The organism is Streptomyces purpurascens (genome assembly GCF_045040895.1).
Taxonomy (GTDB): Bacteria; Actinomycetota; Actinomycetes; order Streptomycetales; family Streptomycetaceae; genus Streptomyces; species Streptomyces purpurascens.
In genome coordinates this window covers 1506110-1522417 of the sequence record NZ_CP108341.1, presented here as the reverse complement: position 1 = coordinate 1522417, position 16308 = coordinate 1506110, and the positions used below count along the sequence as shown (strand labels likewise).

20 protein-coding genes are annotated in these 16308 nt (G+C 71.4%); 11 read left to right on the top strand and 9 right to left on the bottom strand.

All coding sequences use genetic code 11. The features are described from left to right. Nucleotides 1–42 precede the first annotated feature (42 nt). Nucleotides 43–945, top strand: coding sequence for a LysR family transcriptional regulator (locus tag OHU35_RS06935; protein WP_359894893.1), 903 nt, complete (start codon nucleotides 43–45; stop codon nucleotides 943–945). An 85-nt stretch (nucleotides 946–1030) separates the two neighbouring features. Here the strand turns inward: OHU35_RS06935 and OHU35_RS06930 are convergent, their stop codons facing one another. Then, nucleotides 1031–1501, bottom strand: coding sequence for a pyridoxamine 5'-phosphate oxidase family protein (locus OHU35_RS06930; protein ID WP_189724529.1), 471 nt, complete (start codon nucleotides 1499–1501; stop codon nucleotides 1031–1033). A gap of 137 nt (nucleotides 1502–1638) precedes the next feature. On the opposite strand from OHU35_RS06930, the gene OHU35_RS06925 reads away from it, so the two are divergent. Continuing rightward, nucleotides 1639–2289, top strand: a complete 651-nt coding sequence (locus tag OHU35_RS06925; protein WP_405505030.1) for a cysteine hydrolase — start codon at nucleotides 1639–1641, stop codon at nucleotides 2287–2289. Here OHU35_RS06925 and OHU35_RS06920 read toward each other — a convergent pair. Continuing rightward, complete coding sequence (locus OHU35_RS06920) at nucleotides 2276–2764, bottom strand: Rieske (2Fe-2S) protein (RefSeq protein ID WP_359894896.1); 489 nt, start codon at nucleotides 2762–2764, stop codon at nucleotides 2276–2278. The two genes, OHU35_RS06925 and OHU35_RS06920, sit on opposite strands and share 14 nt — an antisense overlap. A 196-nt stretch (nucleotides 2765–2960) precedes the next feature. Between OHU35_RS06920 and OHU35_RS06915 the strand changes: the two genes are divergently transcribed. The 7 genes from OHU35_RS06915 (at nucleotide 2961) to OHU35_RS06885 (ending at nucleotide 8957) form a co-directional block, all read left to right on the top strand. After that, nucleotides 2961–3716, top strand: coding sequence for a HipA family kinase (locus tag OHU35_RS06915; protein ID WP_405505029.1), 756 nt, complete (start codon nucleotides 2961–2963; stop codon nucleotides 3714–3716). Then, nucleotides 3713–4126 carry a DUF3037 domain-containing protein gene (locus OHU35_RS06910; RefSeq protein ID WP_189724525.1) on the top strand — a complete coding sequence of 138 codons (414 nt, stop codon included), beginning with the start codon at nucleotides 3713–3715 and terminating at the stop codon, nucleotides 4124–4126. Before OHU35_RS06915 ends, OHU35_RS06910 begins: the two co-directional genes overlap by 4 nt. Before the next feature lie 102 nt (nucleotides 4127–4228). Beyond that, the gene (fabG, locus tag OHU35_RS06905; protein ID WP_189724524.1) at nucleotides 4229–4990 is read left to right on the top strand and encodes a 3-oxoacyl-ACP reductase FabG; all 762 of its coding nucleotides are present in this window, start codon (nucleotides 4229–4231) and stop codon (nucleotides 4988–4990) included. Between the two features lie 12 nt (nucleotides 4991–5002). Further along, on the top strand, nucleotides 5003–5761 hold the full coding sequence (locus OHU35_RS06900) for an SDR family oxidoreductase (RefSeq protein WP_189724523.1): 759 nt from the start codon (nucleotides 5003–5005) through the stop codon (nucleotides 5759–5761). Nucleotides 5762–5950: 189 nt separating this feature from the next. Continuing rightward, entirely contained in the window at nucleotides 5951–7537 is a 1587-nt protein-coding gene (locus OHU35_RS06895; protein ID WP_405505028.1) for an ABC transporter substrate-binding protein, read from the top strand. Between the two features lie 95 nt (nucleotides 7538–7632). Then, nucleotides 7633–8316 carry a uracil-DNA glycosylase gene (ung, locus tag OHU35_RS06890; RefSeq protein WP_405505027.1) on the top strand — a complete coding sequence of 228 codons (684 nt, stop codon included), beginning with the start codon at nucleotides 7633–7635 and terminating at the stop codon, nucleotides 8314–8316. Between the two features lie 128 nt (nucleotides 8317–8444). Continuing rightward, nucleotides 8445–8957: a hypothetical protein gene (locus tag OHU35_RS06885; protein ID WP_189724520.1), complete on the top strand. Its 513-nt coding sequence runs from the start codon at nucleotides 8445–8447 to the stop codon at nucleotides 8955–8957. Between the two features lie 26 nt (nucleotides 8958–8983). On the opposite strand, the gene OHU35_RS06880 is transcribed toward OHU35_RS06885, so the two are convergent. The 3 genes from OHU35_RS06880 to OHU35_RS06870 form a co-directional block, all read right to left on the bottom strand. After that, nucleotides 8984–9487 (bottom strand): hypothetical protein, encoded by a 504-nt coding sequence (locus OHU35_RS06880; RefSeq protein WP_189724519.1) that lies wholly within the window; start codon nucleotides 9485–9487, stop codon nucleotides 8984–8986. 112 nt (nucleotides 9488–9599) lie between these two features. Continuing rightward, entirely contained in the window at nucleotides 9600–10118 is a 519-nt protein-coding gene (locus OHU35_RS06875) for a DinB family protein (RefSeq protein WP_359894903.1), read from the bottom strand. 42 nt (nucleotides 10119–10160) lie between these two features. Then, nucleotides 10161–10751, bottom strand: coding sequence for a TetR/AcrR family transcriptional regulator (locus tag OHU35_RS06870; RefSeq protein WP_405505026.1), 591 nt, complete (start codon nucleotides 10749–10751; stop codon nucleotides 10161–10163). Between the two features lie 86 nt (nucleotides 10752–10837). Here OHU35_RS06870 and OHU35_RS06865 point away from each other — a divergent pair, with 86 nt between their 5' ends. Then, the gene (locus tag OHU35_RS06865) at nucleotides 10838–12073 is read left to right on the top strand and encodes an FAD-dependent monooxygenase (RefSeq protein WP_189724516.1); all 1236 of its coding nucleotides are present in this window, start codon (nucleotides 10838–10840) and stop codon (nucleotides 12071–12073) included. After that, nucleotides 12070–12975, top strand: coding sequence for a Gfo/Idh/MocA family protein (locus OHU35_RS06860; protein ID WP_405505025.1), 906 nt, complete (start codon nucleotides 12070–12072; stop codon nucleotides 12973–12975). The genes OHU35_RS06865 and OHU35_RS06860 overlap by 4 nt, the downstream gene beginning before the upstream one ends. Here the strand turns inward: OHU35_RS06860 and lnt are convergent. The 4 genes from lnt to OHU35_RS06840 all read right to left on the bottom strand — a co-directional run bounded on the left by lnt (nucleotide 12899) and on the right by OHU35_RS06840 (nucleotide 16248). Continuing rightward, entirely contained in the window at nucleotides 12899–14473 is a 1575-nt protein-coding gene (gene lnt, locus OHU35_RS06855) for an apolipoprotein N-acyltransferase (protein WP_405505024.1), read from the bottom strand. The two genes, OHU35_RS06860 and lnt, sit on opposite strands and share 77 nt — an antisense overlap. A gap of 69 nt (nucleotides 14474–14542) precedes the next feature. Continuing rightward, complete coding sequence (locus tag OHU35_RS06850) at nucleotides 14543–15013, bottom strand: nuclear transport factor 2 family protein (protein WP_189724513.1); 471 nt, start codon at nucleotides 15011–15013, stop codon at nucleotides 14543–14545. 82 nt (nucleotides 15014–15095) lie between these two features. Beyond that, the gene (locus OHU35_RS06845) at nucleotides 15096–15275 is read right to left on the bottom strand and encodes a hypothetical protein (protein ID WP_184599516.1); all 180 of its coding nucleotides are present in this window, start codon (nucleotides 15273–15275) and stop codon (nucleotides 15096–15098) included. A 97-nt stretch (nucleotides 15276–15372) separates the two neighbouring features. Next, entirely contained in the window at nucleotides 15373–16248 is an 876-nt protein-coding gene (locus OHU35_RS06840) for an undecaprenyl-diphosphate phosphatase (RefSeq protein ID WP_359894910.1), read from the bottom strand. Nucleotides 16249–16308 lie beyond the last annotated feature (60 nt).

Here is a 16308-nt window from a genome sequence, read left to right as displayed (position 1 = left end):
ACAATCGAGATTTCGCACCCGATAATGCGTAGCATTGCTTATATGTTGAACCTGGAGCGCCTGCGTACCCTCGACGCCCTCGCGCGGCACGGCTCGGTCAGCGGCGCGGCCGGGGCCCTGCACATCACGACCTCCGCCGTCTCCCAGCAGATGTCCAAGCTGGAGCGGGAGGTCGGCCAGCAACTCCTCGCCAAGAACGGCCGGGGCGTGCGGCTCACCGACGCGGGCCGGCTGCTCGCCGAGCATGCCGCGCGCATCCTGTCCCAGGTCGAACTCGCCCGGTCCGACCTGGAGGCGCAGCGCGGGGAGGTCGTCGGCGAGCTCCGGCTGTCGGCGTTCCCGACGGCCGCCCGCGGCCTGTTTCCGCACGCGCTCTCCGCGTTGCGCGAGCGGCATCCCGCGCTCCGGCTGCGCTCCTGCGAGCTGGAACCGGAGCACGGCATCGCCTCGGTCGTGCGCGGCGACCTCGACCTCGCCGTGGTGCTCGACTGGTACAACAAGCCGATGGCGCTGCCCGACGGCCTGGTCAAGGCGCCGATCCTGGACGACCCCGCCGATGTCGCCATGCCGGTGGACCACCGGCTCGCGGGGCGCGACGAGGTGGACCTCGCCGACTTCGCCGACGACGAGTGGATCACCTGGGGCGAGGGCGAGTTCTGCCACGAGTGGCTGATGTTCACGCTCCGCTCGAAGGGTATCGAGCCGATCGTCGGCCATCGCGCCGCCGAGACCCACACCCAGCTCGGGCTGGTCGCCGCCGGTCTCGGGGTGTGCATCGCCCCGCTGCTCGGCCGCCACCCGGTGCCCGACGGCGTCGTGACCGTCCCGGTCAGGCAGCGGGTCCGGCGGCATGTGTACGTCGTCTGGCGCGCGGACGCCGACCGCCGCCCGTCGATCAGGGCCGCGGTCGAGGCCCTGCGGGCGGCGGGGGAGAGCGTCACCTGAGCGCTCCGCGCGCACTGCCGCGTTCTGCGGTCAAGGCCCTGCGGGCGGCGACCAGACGCCGCGGAGCCCGCCCTGCGGGGATCTGTCAGACAGGCCCGAGCTTGCGGAAGTCCCAGGAGACGATCTTCTGCGGTGTCAGGCGCACCCAGGCGTGCCGGCCGTCGTGCGGCATCTCCTCCAGGCCGAAGTTCTTCCGGGCGAACAGCGTCTCCGGGACGTCGAGTTCGGCGCGCAGTTCGCCGGTGCGCGGGATCTCGCCCACGAACTCGACTGCGCCGGACAGCTCGGCGCCGCGCAGCTCGTCGTACTCCTCGCCGGTGTCGACCACGATCGCCACCCGAGGGTCGCGCCTGAGGTCGGTCCACCGCTTGCTGCGTACGACCGAGTACAGCCACATCGAGGCGCCGTCCCAGGCGAACCACAGCGTGCTCACGTGCGGAGCGCCGTCGGCCGAGATCGTGGCGACCCGGCAGGTGCGCTGTGTGGTGAGGAAATCGTCCAGCTCGCCCGGCGTCATCATGATCTTCCGGCCCCTGCGCTGCTGCGTGACGGTCATGCTCCCCCTCCTTCTTCTTCCCACGTCGTGTCAGAGGAGATCCTCTGACATCACGTCAGAAAAGAATGAGTGCTCTTCCGTCCGTTAGCAACGGTGGCTACGCTCGCCCGACCCGCCGCCGGCGCCCAGGGGGAACCGTGCCCTCGTACGAAGAGCTCAGCGAACTCCTCGATCCGCGGACCACCGTGCTGCTCACCGTCGAGTGCCAGGAGGGCGTCGTCGGAGCGGACAGCGCACTGCCCGAACTCGCCGCCGAGGCCCGCTCCGGCGGCGTGCTCGCCAAGGTCGCCCGCCTGGTGGACGCCGCCCACGAAGGCGGCGTCCAGGTCGTGCACGCCGTCGCCGAGCGCCGCCCCGACGGCCGCGGCGCCAACCGCAACGCCCGCCTCTTCCGGGCCGCCGCACGGCTGCCCGTCCAGCAGTTGTCCGGCACGCCGGCGGTGCGGGTCGCCGCCCCGATCGAGGTCGCCGAGGAGGACCTCGTCGTACGACGCCTGCACGGGCTGTCGCCCCTCCAGGGCACCGATGTCGACCCGCTGCTGCGCAACCTGGGCTGCCGCACCCTGATCGTCACCGGCGTATCGGCCAACGTGGCCGTTCCCAACGCCGTGTTCGACGCCGTGAACCGCGGCTACACCGCCGTCGTCCCGGCGGACGCCATCGCGGGGGTGCCGTCCGAGTACACCCCCGCGATGATCCGCCACACCCTCGCGTTGGTCGCCACGGTCGCGACCACGGACGAGGTGCTGGCGTGTCTGAGGCGTGCGCGTGGGGTCAGGCGAGTGTGATGGAGTCGCCGTTCACGGTCACCTGCTTCGCCTCCAGCGGCTTGACGGCGGGTCCCTTCTTCACACTGCCGTCGAGGACGGAGAACTGACTGCCGTGGCAGGTGCAGGAGATGATGTCGTCCTTGAGATCCACCATCGGACAGTTCTGGTGGGTACAGATCGTCGAGAAGGCCTTGTAGTCGCCCGCGGCCGGCTGGGAGACCACGACCTTCTCGTCCTTGAAGATCTTGCCGCTTCCCTCGGGGATGTCGGCGGTCTTCGCGAGTGCCGGGCCACCGGCCCCGGCCTCGGGTGACGAGCCGCCGCCTTCGTTCGTGGCGCCCCCGCCGCCGGCGCCCTGTTCGGTGGCAGGGTCGGACGCCTTGTCCTCCGACCCGCACGCCGTCAGCGCGACGGTGAGCCCCGCCGCGCCAGCTGCCGCCACGACGGCACGGCGGCTCGGTCCGGACATCGGCTGAACTGATTCGCTGGTCATGCTGACGTTCCTTCCGGGGATTCGTGATCTGCGGAGAGGTACGGCCCTTGAGGACCGGCTGTTCAGACAATGTCGAGATCCTGACTCGTTCGCGGAACGGCGTGGGTAAAGCGGAGCTGTCGGTTCGCTGTCGGGTTCCGGCCCGCCGCCGCGAGGCCGTCGCCTGTGTTCCCGGCTGCGTCAGTAACCTGGGGCGATGCTCAAGGAAGTGATCGCGACCCGTTTCATCGCGCCGTTGCGCGAGGGCGGTTCGCTGCCGGGACTCGTCGAGGCCGACGACCGCGGGATGTACGTCCTGAAGTTCAGCGGCGCGGGACAGGGCCGCAAGACGCTTGTCGCCGAGGTGGTCTGCGGGGAGCTCGCCCGCCGGCTGGGGCTGCGGGTGCCCCGCCTGGTCAGGGTCGAGCTCGACCCGGAGCTGGGGCTCGGCGAGCCCGACCAGGAGGTGCAGAACCTGCTCAGGTCCAGCGGCGGCACCAACCTCGGCATGGACTTCCTCTCCGGCGCGCTCGGCTTCGACCCGCTCGCATTCCGGGTGAGCCCCGAGGAGGCCGGGCGGATCGTCTGGTTCGACGCGCTGGTCAACAACGTCGACCGGTCCTGGCGCAACCCCAACCTGCTGGTGTGGCGGGGCGAGGTGTGGCTCGTCGACCACGGCGCGACCATGATCTGGCACCACAACTGGCCCGGCGCGCAGGCCTCGGCGGCCCGCCCCTACGACGCCTCCGACCATGCCCTGGCGCCCTTCGCGCCCGATGTCGCCTCCGCCGCGGCCGAGTTGGCGCCCCTGGTCACCGAGGAACTGCTCGCCGAGGTCACCGCGCGGATCCCGGACGCCTGGCTGGCCGGCGAGCCCGGCTTCGCCACGCCGGACGATCTGAGGCAGGCCTACGCGCGGCCGCTGCTCGCGCGGGCCGCCGTCATCCACGACCGTATCCAGGGGACCAAGTGAGCGACCGGCACATCATCAGGGGCGGGACGCGGGACCGCCAGATCTACGAGTACGCCGTCCTGCGCGTCGTCCCGCGCATCGAACGCGGCGAGTGCGTCAACGCCGGGGTCCTCGTCTACTGCCGTGCCGAGTCCTACGTCGGCGCGCGCACCCACCTCGACGAGGCACGGCTGCTGGCACTCGACCCCCGGGCGGACGTGGCCGGCGTCCAGGCCGCGCTGCGCGCCGTGGAGCACATCTGCGCGGGCGGCCCCGCGGCCGGCCAGGCCGCGAGCGACGACCCCGGCCGCCGCTTCCGCTGGCTCATCGCCCCCCGCTCGACGATCGTCCAGCCCGGGCCCGTACACACCGGGCTGACCACGGATCCGGCGGCGGAGACGGAGCGTTTGCTGGACTTGCTGGTCAGGTAATGGATCACACGCCCCGCCTGGCCGTTGACACCGCGTGCCAGGGCTTCTAGCGTCACACCCACTGTAGGTACTAAGCGGTCGCTCACCTGAGGAGAAGCAGCCATGTCCACCACTGAGCAGCGGGTCGCCGTAGTCACCGGTGCCGCGCGCGGTATCGGTGCCGCCACCGCCGTACGACTGGCCGCCGAGGGCCGCGCGGTCGCCGTGATCGACCTCGACGAGGCCGCCTGCAAGGACACCGTCGAGAAGATCACCGCGGCGGGCGGCAAGGCCATCGCGGTCGGCGCCGACGTCTCCGACGAGGCCCAGGTCGAGGCCGCGATCGCCCGTGTCGCCGAGGAGCTCGGCGCGCCGACGATCCTGGTCAACAACGCGGGCGTGCTGCGCGACAACCTGCTGTTCAAGATGAGCGTCTCCGACTGGGACACCGTCATGAACGTGCACCTGCGCGGCGCCTTCCTGATGTCCAAGGCCTGTCAGAAGCACATGGTGGACGCGGGATTCGGCCGGATCGTCAACCTCTCGTCGTCCTCGGCGCTGGGCAACCGCGGCCAGGTGAACTACTCCGCGGCCAAGGCGGGTCTGCAGGGCTTCACCAAGACCCTCGCCAAGGAGCTCGGCAAGTTCGGCGTGACCGCCAACGCCGTCGCCCCCGGCTTCATCGCCACCGAGATGACCAAGGCCACCGCCGACCGCGTCGGCATGGGCTTCGAGGACTTCAAGGCCGCCGCCGCCACCCAGATCCCGGTGGCCCGGGTCGGTGAGCCGGACGACATCGCCAACGCCATCGCCTTCTTCACGGGCGAGGCGGCCGGGTTCGTCTCCGGCCAGGTGCTGTACGTGGCCGGCGGACCGCTCGACTAGAGGACGACAGACATGACTTCCGTGGAACTTTCCGGCAAGGTCGCCCTCGTCACGGGCGGCAGCCGCGGCATCGGCTACGGCGTCGCCGAGGCGCTCGTCGCGCGCGGCGACCGCGTGTGCGTCACCGGCCGCAACGAGGACTCCCTCAAGGAGGCCGTCGAACAGCTCGGCACCGACCGCGCGATCTACGTCGCGGGCAAGGCGCACGACGAGGCCCACCAGGCCGTCGCCGTCGAGCGCACGATGGAGGCCTTCGGCCGCGTCGACTTCCTGGTCAACAACGCCGGTACGAACCCGGTGTTCGGGCCGATCGCCGACCTCGACCTGAACGTCGCGCGCAAGGTCTTCGAGACCAACGTGGTCTCCGCGCTGGGCTTCGCCCAGAAGACCTGGCACGCCTGGCAGAAGGACAACGGCGGCGCCATCGTCAACATCGCCTCGGTCGCCGGCCTCTCGCCCTCGCCGTTCATCGGCGCGTACGGCATCAGCAAGGCGGCGATGATCAACCTGACGGTGCAGCTCGCGCACGAGTACGCGCCCAAGGTGCGGGTCAACGCGATCGCCCCGGCCGTCGTGAAGACCAAGTTCGCGCAGGCCCTGTACGAGGGCCGGGAGGAGGAGGCCGCCGCGGCCTACCCGCTCGGCCGGCTCGGCGTGCCCTCCGACATCGGCGGCGCGGCCGCGTTCCTCACCTCCGGGCAGTCCGACTGGGTCACCGGCCAGACGCTCGTCGTGGACGGCGGCATCTTCCTCAACGCCGGCACGGGCTGATCCACGCGGCTCGGCACGGGCGCCCGTGGACACCGGCGGCGCCCGTGCCGACGTAAAGCCCTCGCAAAGGGCGATGACAACGTCGTCAAAGGTTTATCGATCAAGGAGTCATGCACCGGGAGGGGCACCGGGCCGGGCACTGCGGTATGGTCTGCCGACCCTTGGTATGGCAGATCGAGGAGCGTGCGCGTGTTCTACCGGAACCGATGCCTGCGGCAGGTGGCGGCCATCGCGTCCATATCGTCCCTTCTCGCCGGGTGTGGCGTGTTGTCGTCCGACACCCCGGAGGACGAGGGGCCGATCGTCGTGGGCACCACCAGTGCGCCCAGCACGCTCGATCCCGCAGCGTCGTGGGACAGCTCCTGGGAGCTGTTCCGCAACGTCTACCAGACGCTGCTGAGCTATCCGACGGGCGCGAGCGATCCCCAGCCGGACGCCGCCGAGCAGTGCGGCTTCAGTGACTCCTCGAACCAGGTGTACCGCTGCGAGCTGCGCGAGGGCCTGAAGTTCTCCAACGGCGACGCGCTCGACGCCCAGGCGGTCAAGTACTCCATCGACCGGATCCGCAAGATCAACGTCAACGGCGGTCCCGCCGGTCTGCTGGGCAGCCTCGAACGGGTCCAGGCGCCGAACGAGCGTGAGGTGATCTTCCACCTCAACAAGCCCGACGCCACCTTCCCGTTCGTGCTCGCCACCCCCGCCATGTCGATCGTCTCCCCGCAGGCCTACCCGGAGAACTCCCTGCGCAAGGGCAGCGACCCCGTCGGGTCCGGGCCCTACACGCTCGACTCGTACGAGGAAGGCAAGGAGGCCGTCCTCGTCCGCAACGACGGCTACAAGGGCTACGCGGAGCGCCGGAACGACGCGGTGACCATCCGCTACTTCCAGGACTCCGGCGCCATGGTCAAGGCCCTGCGCGACGAGCAGATCGACGTGACCTACCGCGGTCTCGCCGCCGGCGACGTCGTCGACCTCCAGAGCAAGACCTCCAACGAGGAGGAGATCCAGCTCGTCGAGGGCTCGGGCACGGACATCAACTACCTGGTGTTCAACCCGAAGGACTCCTGGGCCAAGCGCAAGCCCGTGCGCCAGGCCATCGCGCAGGTCATCGACCGGGCGGCGATCACCCACAAGGTCTACAAGGACACCGTCGACCCGCTGTACTCCATGGTCCCCAAGGGCCTCACGGGCCACACCACGGGCTTCTTCGACGACTACGGCGACCCCGACGTCGACAAGGCCCGCGAGATCCTCAGCGGCGCCGGCATCAACCAGCGGGTCCCGCTCACCTTCTGGTACACGAGCGACCGCTACGGCTCCGAGACCGCCGAGGAGTTCAAGGAGCTGAAGCGCCAGCTCGAGGACTCCGGCCTCTTCACGATCAGCCTGAAGAGCCGCCCCTGGAAGACCTACGTCGAGGGCTACCAGAAGGGCGAGTACCCGGTGTTCGGGCGTGGCTGGTTCCCCGACTTCCCGGACGCCGAGAACTTCATCGCGCCGTTCGTCGGCGAGCAGAACGCCCTGGGTACGCCCTACCCGGCCCCCGAGATCACCGGCGACCTGCTGCCCCGGTCGCGCCGGGAGAGCGACCGCGCGAACGTGGAGAAGGAGTTCGAGGAGGCCCAGCGGATCCTGGTGGACGACGCGCGACTGCTGCCGCTGTGGCAGGGCAGGCAGTACGTGGCCGCCAGCCGGGACGTCTCGGGCGCGGAACGGGCCCTGGACCCGTCGACGATCATGATGTTGTGGGAGCTGCACCGCAAGACCGCCTGGTAGGCGGGTCGGCACACCGGGCGTTCCCCGGCACGTTGTCAGTGGTCGCCTGTAGGTTCTGAGGCCTGGAAGTGACCGCACATCGTGAGGACGTTGACGTGACCGACACCGCCATGCTGCCCGAGTCCTGGCGCGGGGTTCTGGGCGACGAGCTGCAGCAGCCCTATTTCAAGGAGCTGACGGAGTTCGTCGAGGAGGAGCGGGCGAAGGGTCCGGTGTATCCGCCGCGCGAGGAGGTCTTCGCCGCGCTGGACGCCACGCCGTACGAGAAGGTGAAGGTCCTGATCCTCGGTCAGGACCCCTACCACGGCGAGGGCCAGGGGCACGGGCTGTGCTTCTCGGTCCGGCCCGGTGTGCGGACCCCGCCGTCCCTGCGGAACATCTACAAGGAGATGCACGAGGAACTGGGCGCGCCGATCCCGGACAACGGCTATCTGATGCCGTGGGCCGAGCAGGGCGTCCTGCTGCTCAACGCGGTGCTCACGGTCCGGGGCGGCGAGGCCAACTCGCACAAGGGCCGGGGCTGGGAGAGGTTCACGGACGCCGTGATCCGCGCGGTGGCCGGGCGGCCCGACCCGGCGGTGTTCGTGTTGTGGGGGAACTACGCGCAGAAGAAGCTCCCGCTGATCGACGAGTCGCGGCATGTGGTGGTCAAGGGCGCGCATCCGTCGCCGCTGTCGGCGAAGAAGTTCTTCGGCTCACGTCCGTTCACGCAGATCGAGGCGGCGGTGGCGGCACAGGGCCACGAGCCGATCGACTGGACGATCCCGAACCTGGGCTGAGGACGGGCGGCGGACGGCGGGGTCTTCCTCCCGGAAGGCCCCGTGCGTACGGACCGGCCTGAGCCGGATCGCCTCCGTCTCCGGTTAGCGTCGGAAGATCAGCCGGCGAGTGCGCGGAGGGCGTGGCGATGGAGCGACAGGAGCAGACGGCGCCGGATACCGTGCTCACGCGGATCGGGCAGGTCGTCATGCTGCACCACGCGGGGGACCGGGAGGAGGCCCGGCACCGGTTCCTGGACCTCTGGGCGGAGATCGGGGAGCACGGCGACCCCCTGCACCGCTGCACCCTCGCGCACTACCTGGCCGACACGCAGGACGACCCCGGGGACGAACTGGCCTGGGACCTGCGCGCGTTGACGGCGGCGGAGGAGATCTCCGAGGACGGGCGGTCCGCCTCGCCCGAAGGCGCCCTCGCGGTGCGCGCGTTCTACCCCTCCCTGCACCTGAACCTGGCCGACGACTACCTCAAGCTCGGCCAGTGCGACGCGGCCCGCACCCATCTGCGACGGGCCAGGGGAACGGCCGCCGCCCTCGCCGACGACAGGTACGGCGACGGCGTGCGGGCCGCCATCGAACGGCTGGAGTCCCGGCTGGGAGAAGGCGGCGGAGGGGCATGGACTCCGCCGAGGCAGCGGCCCTAGCGTCGAGGTCCTGCCCGGCCCGCCGTTCAACGCCGGTACGTGTCACGGCAGATGGTCGCCTCCGGGCTGTCCGCTCGCCACCCCCCGAAGCGCTTGCCCAGCGCGCACACGTCCGCGTTCTTTGGGACGTTCTTGTGGACGTCCTGACGTACCGATTCCGAGACGTCGGGCAGGTCGGCGGGTGGCCGCTGTGGGCTGCGCGGGGCCGGTGGCCGGTGTTCAGGGCGGGCGGGGTGCGGGCGGGCGTCGCGGGTGCCGGATCGCCGCTGCTCCTCCTGCGGCGAGGCCGCCGGGGGCGTGGCGTGCCGGGACGCGGACGCGGCCGGCTCCGGGCGGCGGGACCCCTCGATGAGTTCCAGGGCCTCCCGGGCCGGTGCCTGCACGACCTGCTCCTCCGGCCGGGGTGCCGGCGGCCGGGTCGGTGCCGCCGGCGGTCCGGGAACGGGGGGATCCTGGACCGTCACACAGCCGGAGAGGGCCGAGACCGCCACGGTCACCAGAAGCGTCGCTGTGGTCGTCGTTCGATGCACCCGCGCAACTCTGGTGCGTCCGGCCCCTGGTGGGACAGCGGACAGGCGGAGGATGCCCCACACGGGTGATGTCCCGCCCCGTACGGAGGTCGCCGGTGGGTCCTGGGTGACGTCAGTCGCCGGTCGAGCCGTCGAGGCACTCGCGGATCAGGTCGGCGTGGCCGTTGTGCCGCGCGTACTCCTCGATCATGTGGGTGTAGAGCCACCGCAGGTTGAACTGCTCGCCGGTGCGGCGGTGTTTACCCTCGGAGAGGTCGTCCAGGGCGAAGCGGGCGGCGTTGGTCCGGGCGGTCTCGATCTCGGCCTGCCAGGTGGCGTGCGACTCCTCCCAGGTGTCCGCCTCGGTGAGATGGAAGTCGCGGTCCGGTTCGTCCTCGGTGTCGCTCCAGTAGAGGAAACCGGCGGTGTCGTTCACCAGCACCCTGCGGAACCAGTTCCGCTCCACGTCGGTCATGTGCCGCACCAGCCCCATCAAGGACAGCGAAGAGGGCTCCACGGAGGCGGTACGCAGCTGCTCGTCGCTCAGGCCCTCGCACTTCCACGCGAGGGTCTGCCGGTGGTAGTCGAGCCAGCCTTCCAGCATGGCGCGTTCGGCGGCGTCGGTGGCGGGTTCGGTGCGCTCGATGGTCATGACCGCATCCTGTCCCAACTCGCCCGGACGGCCCAGGGGTTTTCAGCCGCCGAGCATCCCCGCGAGCAGCTCCCGCAGCCCGGCCCGTACCTCCTCCAGGCTCGGCGTCTCGGGACCGAACGACCCCGCGACGCAGCTGAACATCAGCCCGTCCGCCCAGGCGATCAGCGACAGCGTGTGCCGGGCCGGCTCCGTCGAGCCCAGCCCCGTGACCAGGGCGGTGAGCTGGTCACGGAAGCGGGCGCCCGTCGCGTCGAAGTAGGCCCGCAGCTCGGGGCGGCGGGTCGCCTCCAGGGCCAGTTCGTAGCGGGCGAGCGTGAGGGCGCGGTGGTTCGTCAGGGCGCGGTGGGTCGCCAGGGCCAGGGCGTTCGCGAGGGAGTCGGTCCCGGACCGCGGGTCCGGCATCTCGTGCAGGGCCAGGACCCGGGCCTCGCGGTCGGCCAGGCGCCGCACCGCCAGTTCCAGCAGGGCCTGCCGGGTCCGCGCGAGGTTCGAGGTGGAGCCCTGGGGGAGTCCGGCCGTCTCGTCGACCGCCCGGTGCGTGAGGCCCCGCATCCCGCGCTCGGCGAGCAGGGCGAGGGCGGTGTCGGCGACGAGGTCGGCGCGGGAAGGGCCGGTGGTGCGTACGGACATGGGGCTCACGCTACCCGTCTCACTACAGCTGTAGTAAGGTCGAATGCGAACTACAGCTGTAGTCGACGCGGTTTCGAGGAGGAGCCATGGCACAGTCGAGGCGGGCCGTCGTGATCGGCGGCGGTATCGGAGGCCTGACCGCGGCGGCCGGCCTGTGCCGGCGCGGCTGGCGGGTCACCGTGCTGGAGCGCGCCCGCTCGCTGGAGCCGGTCGGCGCCGCCATCTCCCTCGCTCCCAACTCCCTGCGGGCGCTGGACGTCCTCGGTCTCGGCGACGAGATCCGCGGTCTCGCCGCCTGGTCGGGGGACGGCGGTCTGCGCACACCGTCCGGGCGGTGGCTCTCGCGCTCCTCGGCCGACGCCGCCGCCGAGCGGTTCGGCGGCCCGCTCGTACTGCTGCACCGCGCCACCCTCGTCGAGCGTCTGGCCGCACAGCTCCCGCCGGGCGCCGTCCGCACGGACGCCGCCGCGACCCTCGCCGACAGCGGCGACACCGACCGGCCCGCCCGGGTCACCACCGCGGACGGCGAGCTGGAGGCCGAGCTGGTGGTGGGCGGCGACGGAGTCCGGTCCGGCGTCCGCCGGGCGCTCTTCCCCGGCCACCCGGGGACGGTGTACTCGGGGTTCACCACCTGGCGGGTCGTGATCCCCGTCCCCGGCGCCGAGTTCGCCTCGCACGAGACCTGGGGCAGGGGTCGCATCTGGGGCACGCACCCGCTCAAGGACGGCCGCGTCTACGCCTACGCCGCCGCCATGACACCCGCCGGCGGACACGCGCCCGACGACGAGAAGGCCGAGCTGCTGCGCCGCTTCGGCGACTGGCACGACCCGATCCCCGCCGTGCTCGCCGCCGCCCGCCCCGACGACGTCCTGCGCCACGACGTCCACCACATCGCCGAGCCCCTCCCCGCCTACCACCGCGGCCGGGTCGCCCTCGTCGGCGACGCCGCGCACGCCATGCCCCCGACCCTCGGCCAGGGCGGCAATCAAGCCATCGAGGACGCGATCGTCCTCGCCCACCACTGCGACGACCTGCCCGCCTACACCGCCGCCCGGCTGCCCCGTACGACCGCCGTCGCACGGAAGGCCGTCAAGGTCGCCCGGCTCAACCTCATGACCAGCCGCGCCGGGATCGCCGTACGCGACACGGCCTTGGCCGCGCTGTCGAAGGCCGGGCCCGCCCTGTTCCTGCGCGGCTTCGACGGCATCGCCGACTGGCGGCCTCCTGGGGGCACCGCCCGCTCGAGCGAAGTCGAGAGTGGGGGAGGCCGTATGCTCCGAGCAGACCCCGGCAGGCAACCGTTAGAGGAGAGCACCCCGTGAAGGTCGGCTGCATCGGACTCGGCGACATCGCGCAGAAGGCCTACCTCCCGGTCCTCGCGTTCCGGCCCGGGCTCGAACTGCACCTGCAGACCCGTACGCCCGCCACGCTCGACCGGGTCGCCGACGGCCTCCACGTCCCGCTCGAGCGGCGGCACACCACCCTCGACTCCCTCCTGGACCAAGGCCTCGACGCGGCCTTCGTGCACGCGCCCACGCTCGTGCATCCGGAGATCGTGACGCGGCTGCTCCAGGCGGGCGTACCGACGTACGTCGACAAGCCGCTGGCCTACGAACTCGACAACTCCGCGCGGCTGGTGGCGCTCGCCGAGGAGCGGGAGGTGAGCCTCGCCGTCGGGTTCAACCGGCGTCACGCCCCCGGCTACACGCAGTGCGCCGACCATCCGCGCGAGCTGATCCTGATGCAGAAGAACCGCATCGGGCTGCCGGAGGAGCCGCGCACGATGATCCTCGACGACTTCATCCACGTCGTCGACACCCTGCGGTTCCTGGTGCCCGGCGCGATCGACGACGTGACCGTGCGCGCCCGCGTCCGGGACGGTCTGCTGCACCATCTGGTGCTCCAGCTCGCCGGGGACGGCTTCACGGCGCTGGGTGTGATGAACCGGCTCAGCGGTTCGGCAGAGGAGATCCTCGAGGTGTCCGGGCAGGACACCAAGCGGCAGGTGATCAACCTCGCCGAGGTGGTCGACCACAAGGGGCAGCCGACCGTGCGGCGGCGCGGGGACTGGGTTCCGGTGGCCCGGCAGCGCGGGATCGAGCAGGCGGTCCTGGCGTTCCTGGACGCGGTCCGTGCGGGGAAGGTGCTCAGCGCCCGGGACGCGCTGGAGACCCATGAACTGTGCGAGCGGGTCGTACGCGCGGTTCAGGAGCGGACCGCCTGAGCCGCAGGTTCCGTACACCCTCGCCGGCGGCCCAGGCGGCGAGGATCAGCAGCGCCCCGTGCACCGTCCAGTCGCCGAGGCGGACGTACGGTGTCGTGCCGTGGGCGAGGGGGACCTCGTAGACCTGCGCGGCGGACGCGTCCGTCCCGAGCCATGGTCCGACCCGCTGTCCGCTCGGGCCGTAGACGGCCGAGACACCCGTCAGCGTCGCGTGGACCATCGGGCGGCCGGTCTCGGCGGCACGCAGCGCGGCCAGTGAGGCGTGCTGCTCGGGCGCCCAGCTCTGCTGGAAGGTGGACGTCGACGACTGGCCTACCAGCACGTCGGCGCCTTCCCGGGTGAGGTGGCGGGTCATGTCCGGGAAGGCGGTCTCGAAGCACACCATCGGGCCGACGCGCAGCCCGTTCCCCACGTTCATCACGACCGGCTGGGTGCCGCGCCTGCGGTCCTCGCCCGCCGCCTTGCCGACGGAGGTGGCCCAGCCGAGCAGGGAGCGGGCCGGGACGTACTCGCCGAACGGCACGAGCCGCATCTTGTCGTAGCGCTCGCCGGTCAGGCCGTCCGGGCCGATCAGGATCGAGCTCTTGTAGATGCCGGGCTTGTCGGAGCGCCGGGCGTCGACGTTGACCAGGATGCCGGCGTCCGTCGCGCGGGACAGCGCCGCGAGCCGCCGGGCGAGGTCGGGCCGGTCCCCGAGGTCGAAGCCGACGCTGCTCTCGCCCCAGACGATCAGGTCGACGTCCTGCCCGGCGAGCCGGCGGGTGAGCTGTTCCTCCCGGTCGAAGCGGTGGTCCGCGCTCTTGCCGCCGTCGATGACGCCCGGCTGGACCACGGCGATCCTGACCTCGCCGTCGACGTCCGGGCGGGGCGAGAAGGACCAGGCCGCCGAGGTGGCGGCGGCTGTCGCCACGAGGCCGGCCACGGCGGGCACACGGGCCCGGCGGACCGCCACCAGGACGGCGACGGCGACGTTGACGGCGACGAGCAGGAAGCTCAGCAGCCATACACCGCCGACCGAGGCGAGCCGCAGTGCCGGTTCCACCTGCCACTGGCTGGAGCCGAGCATGCCCCAGGGGCCGCCGAGGCCCTGCCAGGAGCGGACCAGCTCGACGGCCAGCCAGCCGGACGGCAGGACGACGAGCGCGGCCGCGATCCGCCACCGCGAGGGCGCGCCCGCCAGCAGCCGGTGTGCGAGCCGGCCCCACAGGGCCCACAGGGCGCCGAGCAGCGCGGCGAGGATGAAGGTGAAGACGTGCAGGAAGGGCAGCAGCCAGTGGTGCATCGCCAGCATGAAGCCGAAGCCGCCGCACCAGCCGTCGTACGCCGCGCGTTTGCCGGTCGGCGCGGTGCGCAGCAGCAGGAGCCAGGGGACCAGCGCGACGTAGGCGCACCACCACAGGGACGGGGCGGGATAGGCGAGTACGGGAAGAGCGCCAGCGATCACGGCGGCGGCGGAGCGCCGCCACGGGGAGGCGAGCCAGTGGCCGAGCGTCTTCATAGGCGCCTCCTACCCCGCGGGTGCCTCCAGTGTGCGCCCTGCGGACGATCTAGGACAGAGGACGCCGGGTCAGTTGATCACAGGTGTCTTCCGCCGCTCGGGAAGGCGCCGCCACTTCTCCTGGACGACCACCGCGCTCAGCCGCCAGCCGTCGCCCGTGCGCAGCAGGGTGAAGGCGTACCGGCCGCCGCACACGAAGTCGGGAGTGGGGCCCGCGGTGGCCATGGGGTTGACGTAGTCGGCCTGGACCTGGGCCGTGTCGCCGGTGTCCTGTTCCCAGATCCCGAAGCGCACCCGCCGGTTGACGATCAGGTGCTGCCGCATGGTGAAGAGCCGCATGCTCTCGGCGAGCCAGGAGGCGACTGACGTGGCCTCTCCCTCGATGCCGCCGGCCGAGCGGTAGTCCGCCCGCCCCTCCGGGGCGAACAGGCCCCGGTAGGCCTCCCAGTCACCGTCGTCGACCGCCACCGCGTATTCGGTGATCAGTTCGTCGACCGCCAGCCGGTCCCTCACGGTAGCGAGCTCTACGCGCTGCGTCATCAGCTCAGTGTTGGCCATGGAGGGGGTGGAGCCAAGAGGTGTGACGAAAAAGGGCAGTTGAGTGGGGAGGGGCCGGGGGCGATCAGGCCGCCTCGACGACCTCGCCGCGGATCGCGGCCGCCCACTCGACGACCAGGAACTCGTATTCCGCGCGCTCCTCGGCGGACAGCTTGCCGCCCGTGCGCCGCCACAGCGCACGGATCTCCTCGTTGACCTCGGCGGCGGACCGCACGGAACCAGGGGTCGAGAAATCGGGGGACATGCGGGCAAGCCTAGGGGCACCCACTGACAGCCCGCTACCGGACGGCTACGGGATCCCTATGCGGTTGGTCACGAGACGCGGATCACAGGCCGCCGGGTCAGCCCGCCGACTCGGCCGCGTGCGGGCTCAGCGCACCCATCGACACCAGGACGATGATGAGGATGCCGAGGGCGATGCGGTAGTAGACGAACGGCATGAAGCTCTTGGTCGTGATGAACTTCATGAACCACGCGATCACCGCGTAGCCGACCGCGAAGGCGATGACCGTCGCGAAGATCGTCGGCCCCCACGAGACATGGCCGCCCTCCGTCGCGTCCTTGAGCTCGAACACACCGGAGGCGAGCACCGCGGGGATGGCGAGCAGGAAGGAGTAGCGGGCCGCGGCCTCGCGGGTGTAGCCCATGAACAGGCCGCCGCTGATGGTGGCGCCGGAGCGGGAGACGCCGGGGACCAGGGCCATGGCCTGGCAGGCGCCGTAGATGAGTCCGTCCCGGACGCCCAGGTCCTCCAGGGCCTTGCGCTGCTTGGGCGCGCGGTGGCGGCCGCTCTTCTCGTCCCGGGCGGCGAGCCGGTCGGCGACGCCCAGGACGATGCCCATGCCGATCAGCATCGTCGCGGTGATCCGCAGGTCACGGAACGGGCCCTCGATCTGGTCCTTCAGCGTCACGCCGAGCACGCCGATCGGGATCGAGCCGACGATGACGAGCCAGCCCATCCGCGCGTCGGGGTCGCCGCGCAGTTCCTTGTTGGTGAGCGAGCGCGTCCACGCGGACAGGATCCGCCCGATGTCCTTGCGGAAGTAGATCAGCACGGCGGCCTCGGTGCCGATCTGGGTGATCGCCGTGAAGGCCGCGCCCGGGTCCTCCCAGCCCGAGAAGGCCGCCGTCAGCCGCAGATGCGCGCTGGAGGAGACGGGGAGGAACTCGGTCAGCCCCTGGACGAGTCCGAGGATGAGTGATTCGAACCAAGACATGAGGTAGCGGAGTCCAAGTGCCGGTGCGGGACGGACGACGGGCACACCGGGCCTTCGTAT

Bases quoted from the DNA above. Each gene is read 5' to 3' on its own strand.
- OHU35_RS06930 (WP_189724529.1), bottom strand. From the start codon at position 1,501: ATGACCGTCACGCAGCAGCGCAGGGGCCGGAAGATCATGATGACGCCG.
- OHU35_RS06885 (WP_189724520.1), top strand. From the start codon at position 8,445: ATGGAGCGACAGGAGCAGACGGCGCCGGATACCGTGCTCACGCGGATC.
- OHU35_RS06865 (WP_189724516.1), top strand. From the start codon at position 10,838: ATGGCACAGTCGAGGCGGGCCGTCGTGATCGGCGGCGGTATCGGAGGC.
- fabG (WP_189724524.1), top strand. From the start codon at position 4,229: ATGTCCACCACTGAGCAGCGGGTCGCCGTAGTCACCGGTGCCGCGCGC.
- OHU35_RS06875 (WP_359894903.1), bottom strand. From the start codon at position 10,118: ATGACCATCGAGCGCACCGAACCCGCCACCGACGCCGCCGAACGCGCC.
- OHU35_RS06920 (WP_359894896.1), bottom strand. From the start codon at position 2,764: ATGACCAGCGAATCAGTTCAGCCGATGTCCGGACCGAGCCGCCGTGCC.
- OHU35_RS06900 (WP_189724523.1), top strand. From the start codon at position 5,003: ATGACTTCCGTGGAACTTTCCGGCAAGGTCGCCCTCGTCACGGGCGGC.
- OHU35_RS06915 (WP_405505029.1), top strand. From the start codon at position 2,961: ATGCTCAAGGAAGTGATCGCGACCCGTTTCATCGCGCCGTTGCGCGAG.
- OHU35_RS06840 (WP_359894910.1), bottom strand. From the start codon at position 16,248: ATGTCTTGGTTCGAATCACTCATCCTCGGACTCGTCCAGGGGCTGACC.
- OHU35_RS06845 (WP_184599516.1), bottom strand. From the start codon at position 15,275: ATGTCCCCCGATTTCTCGACCCCTGGTTCCGTGCGGTCCGCCGCCGAG.
- OHU35_RS06870 (WP_405505026.1), bottom strand. From the start codon at position 10,751: ATGTCCGTACGCACCACCGGCCCTTCCCGCGCCGACCTCGTCGCCGAC.
- lnt (WP_405505024.1), bottom strand. From the start codon at position 14,473: ATGAAGACGCTCGGCCACTGGCTCGCCTCCCCGTGGCGGCGCTCCGCC.
- OHU35_RS06935 (WP_359894893.1), top strand. From the start codon at position 43: ATGTTGAACCTGGAGCGCCTGCGTACCCTCGACGCCCTCGCGCGGCAC.
- OHU35_RS06850 (WP_189724513.1), bottom strand. From the start codon at position 15,013: ATGACGCAGCGCGTAGAGCTCGCTACCGTGAGGGACCGGCTGGCGGTC.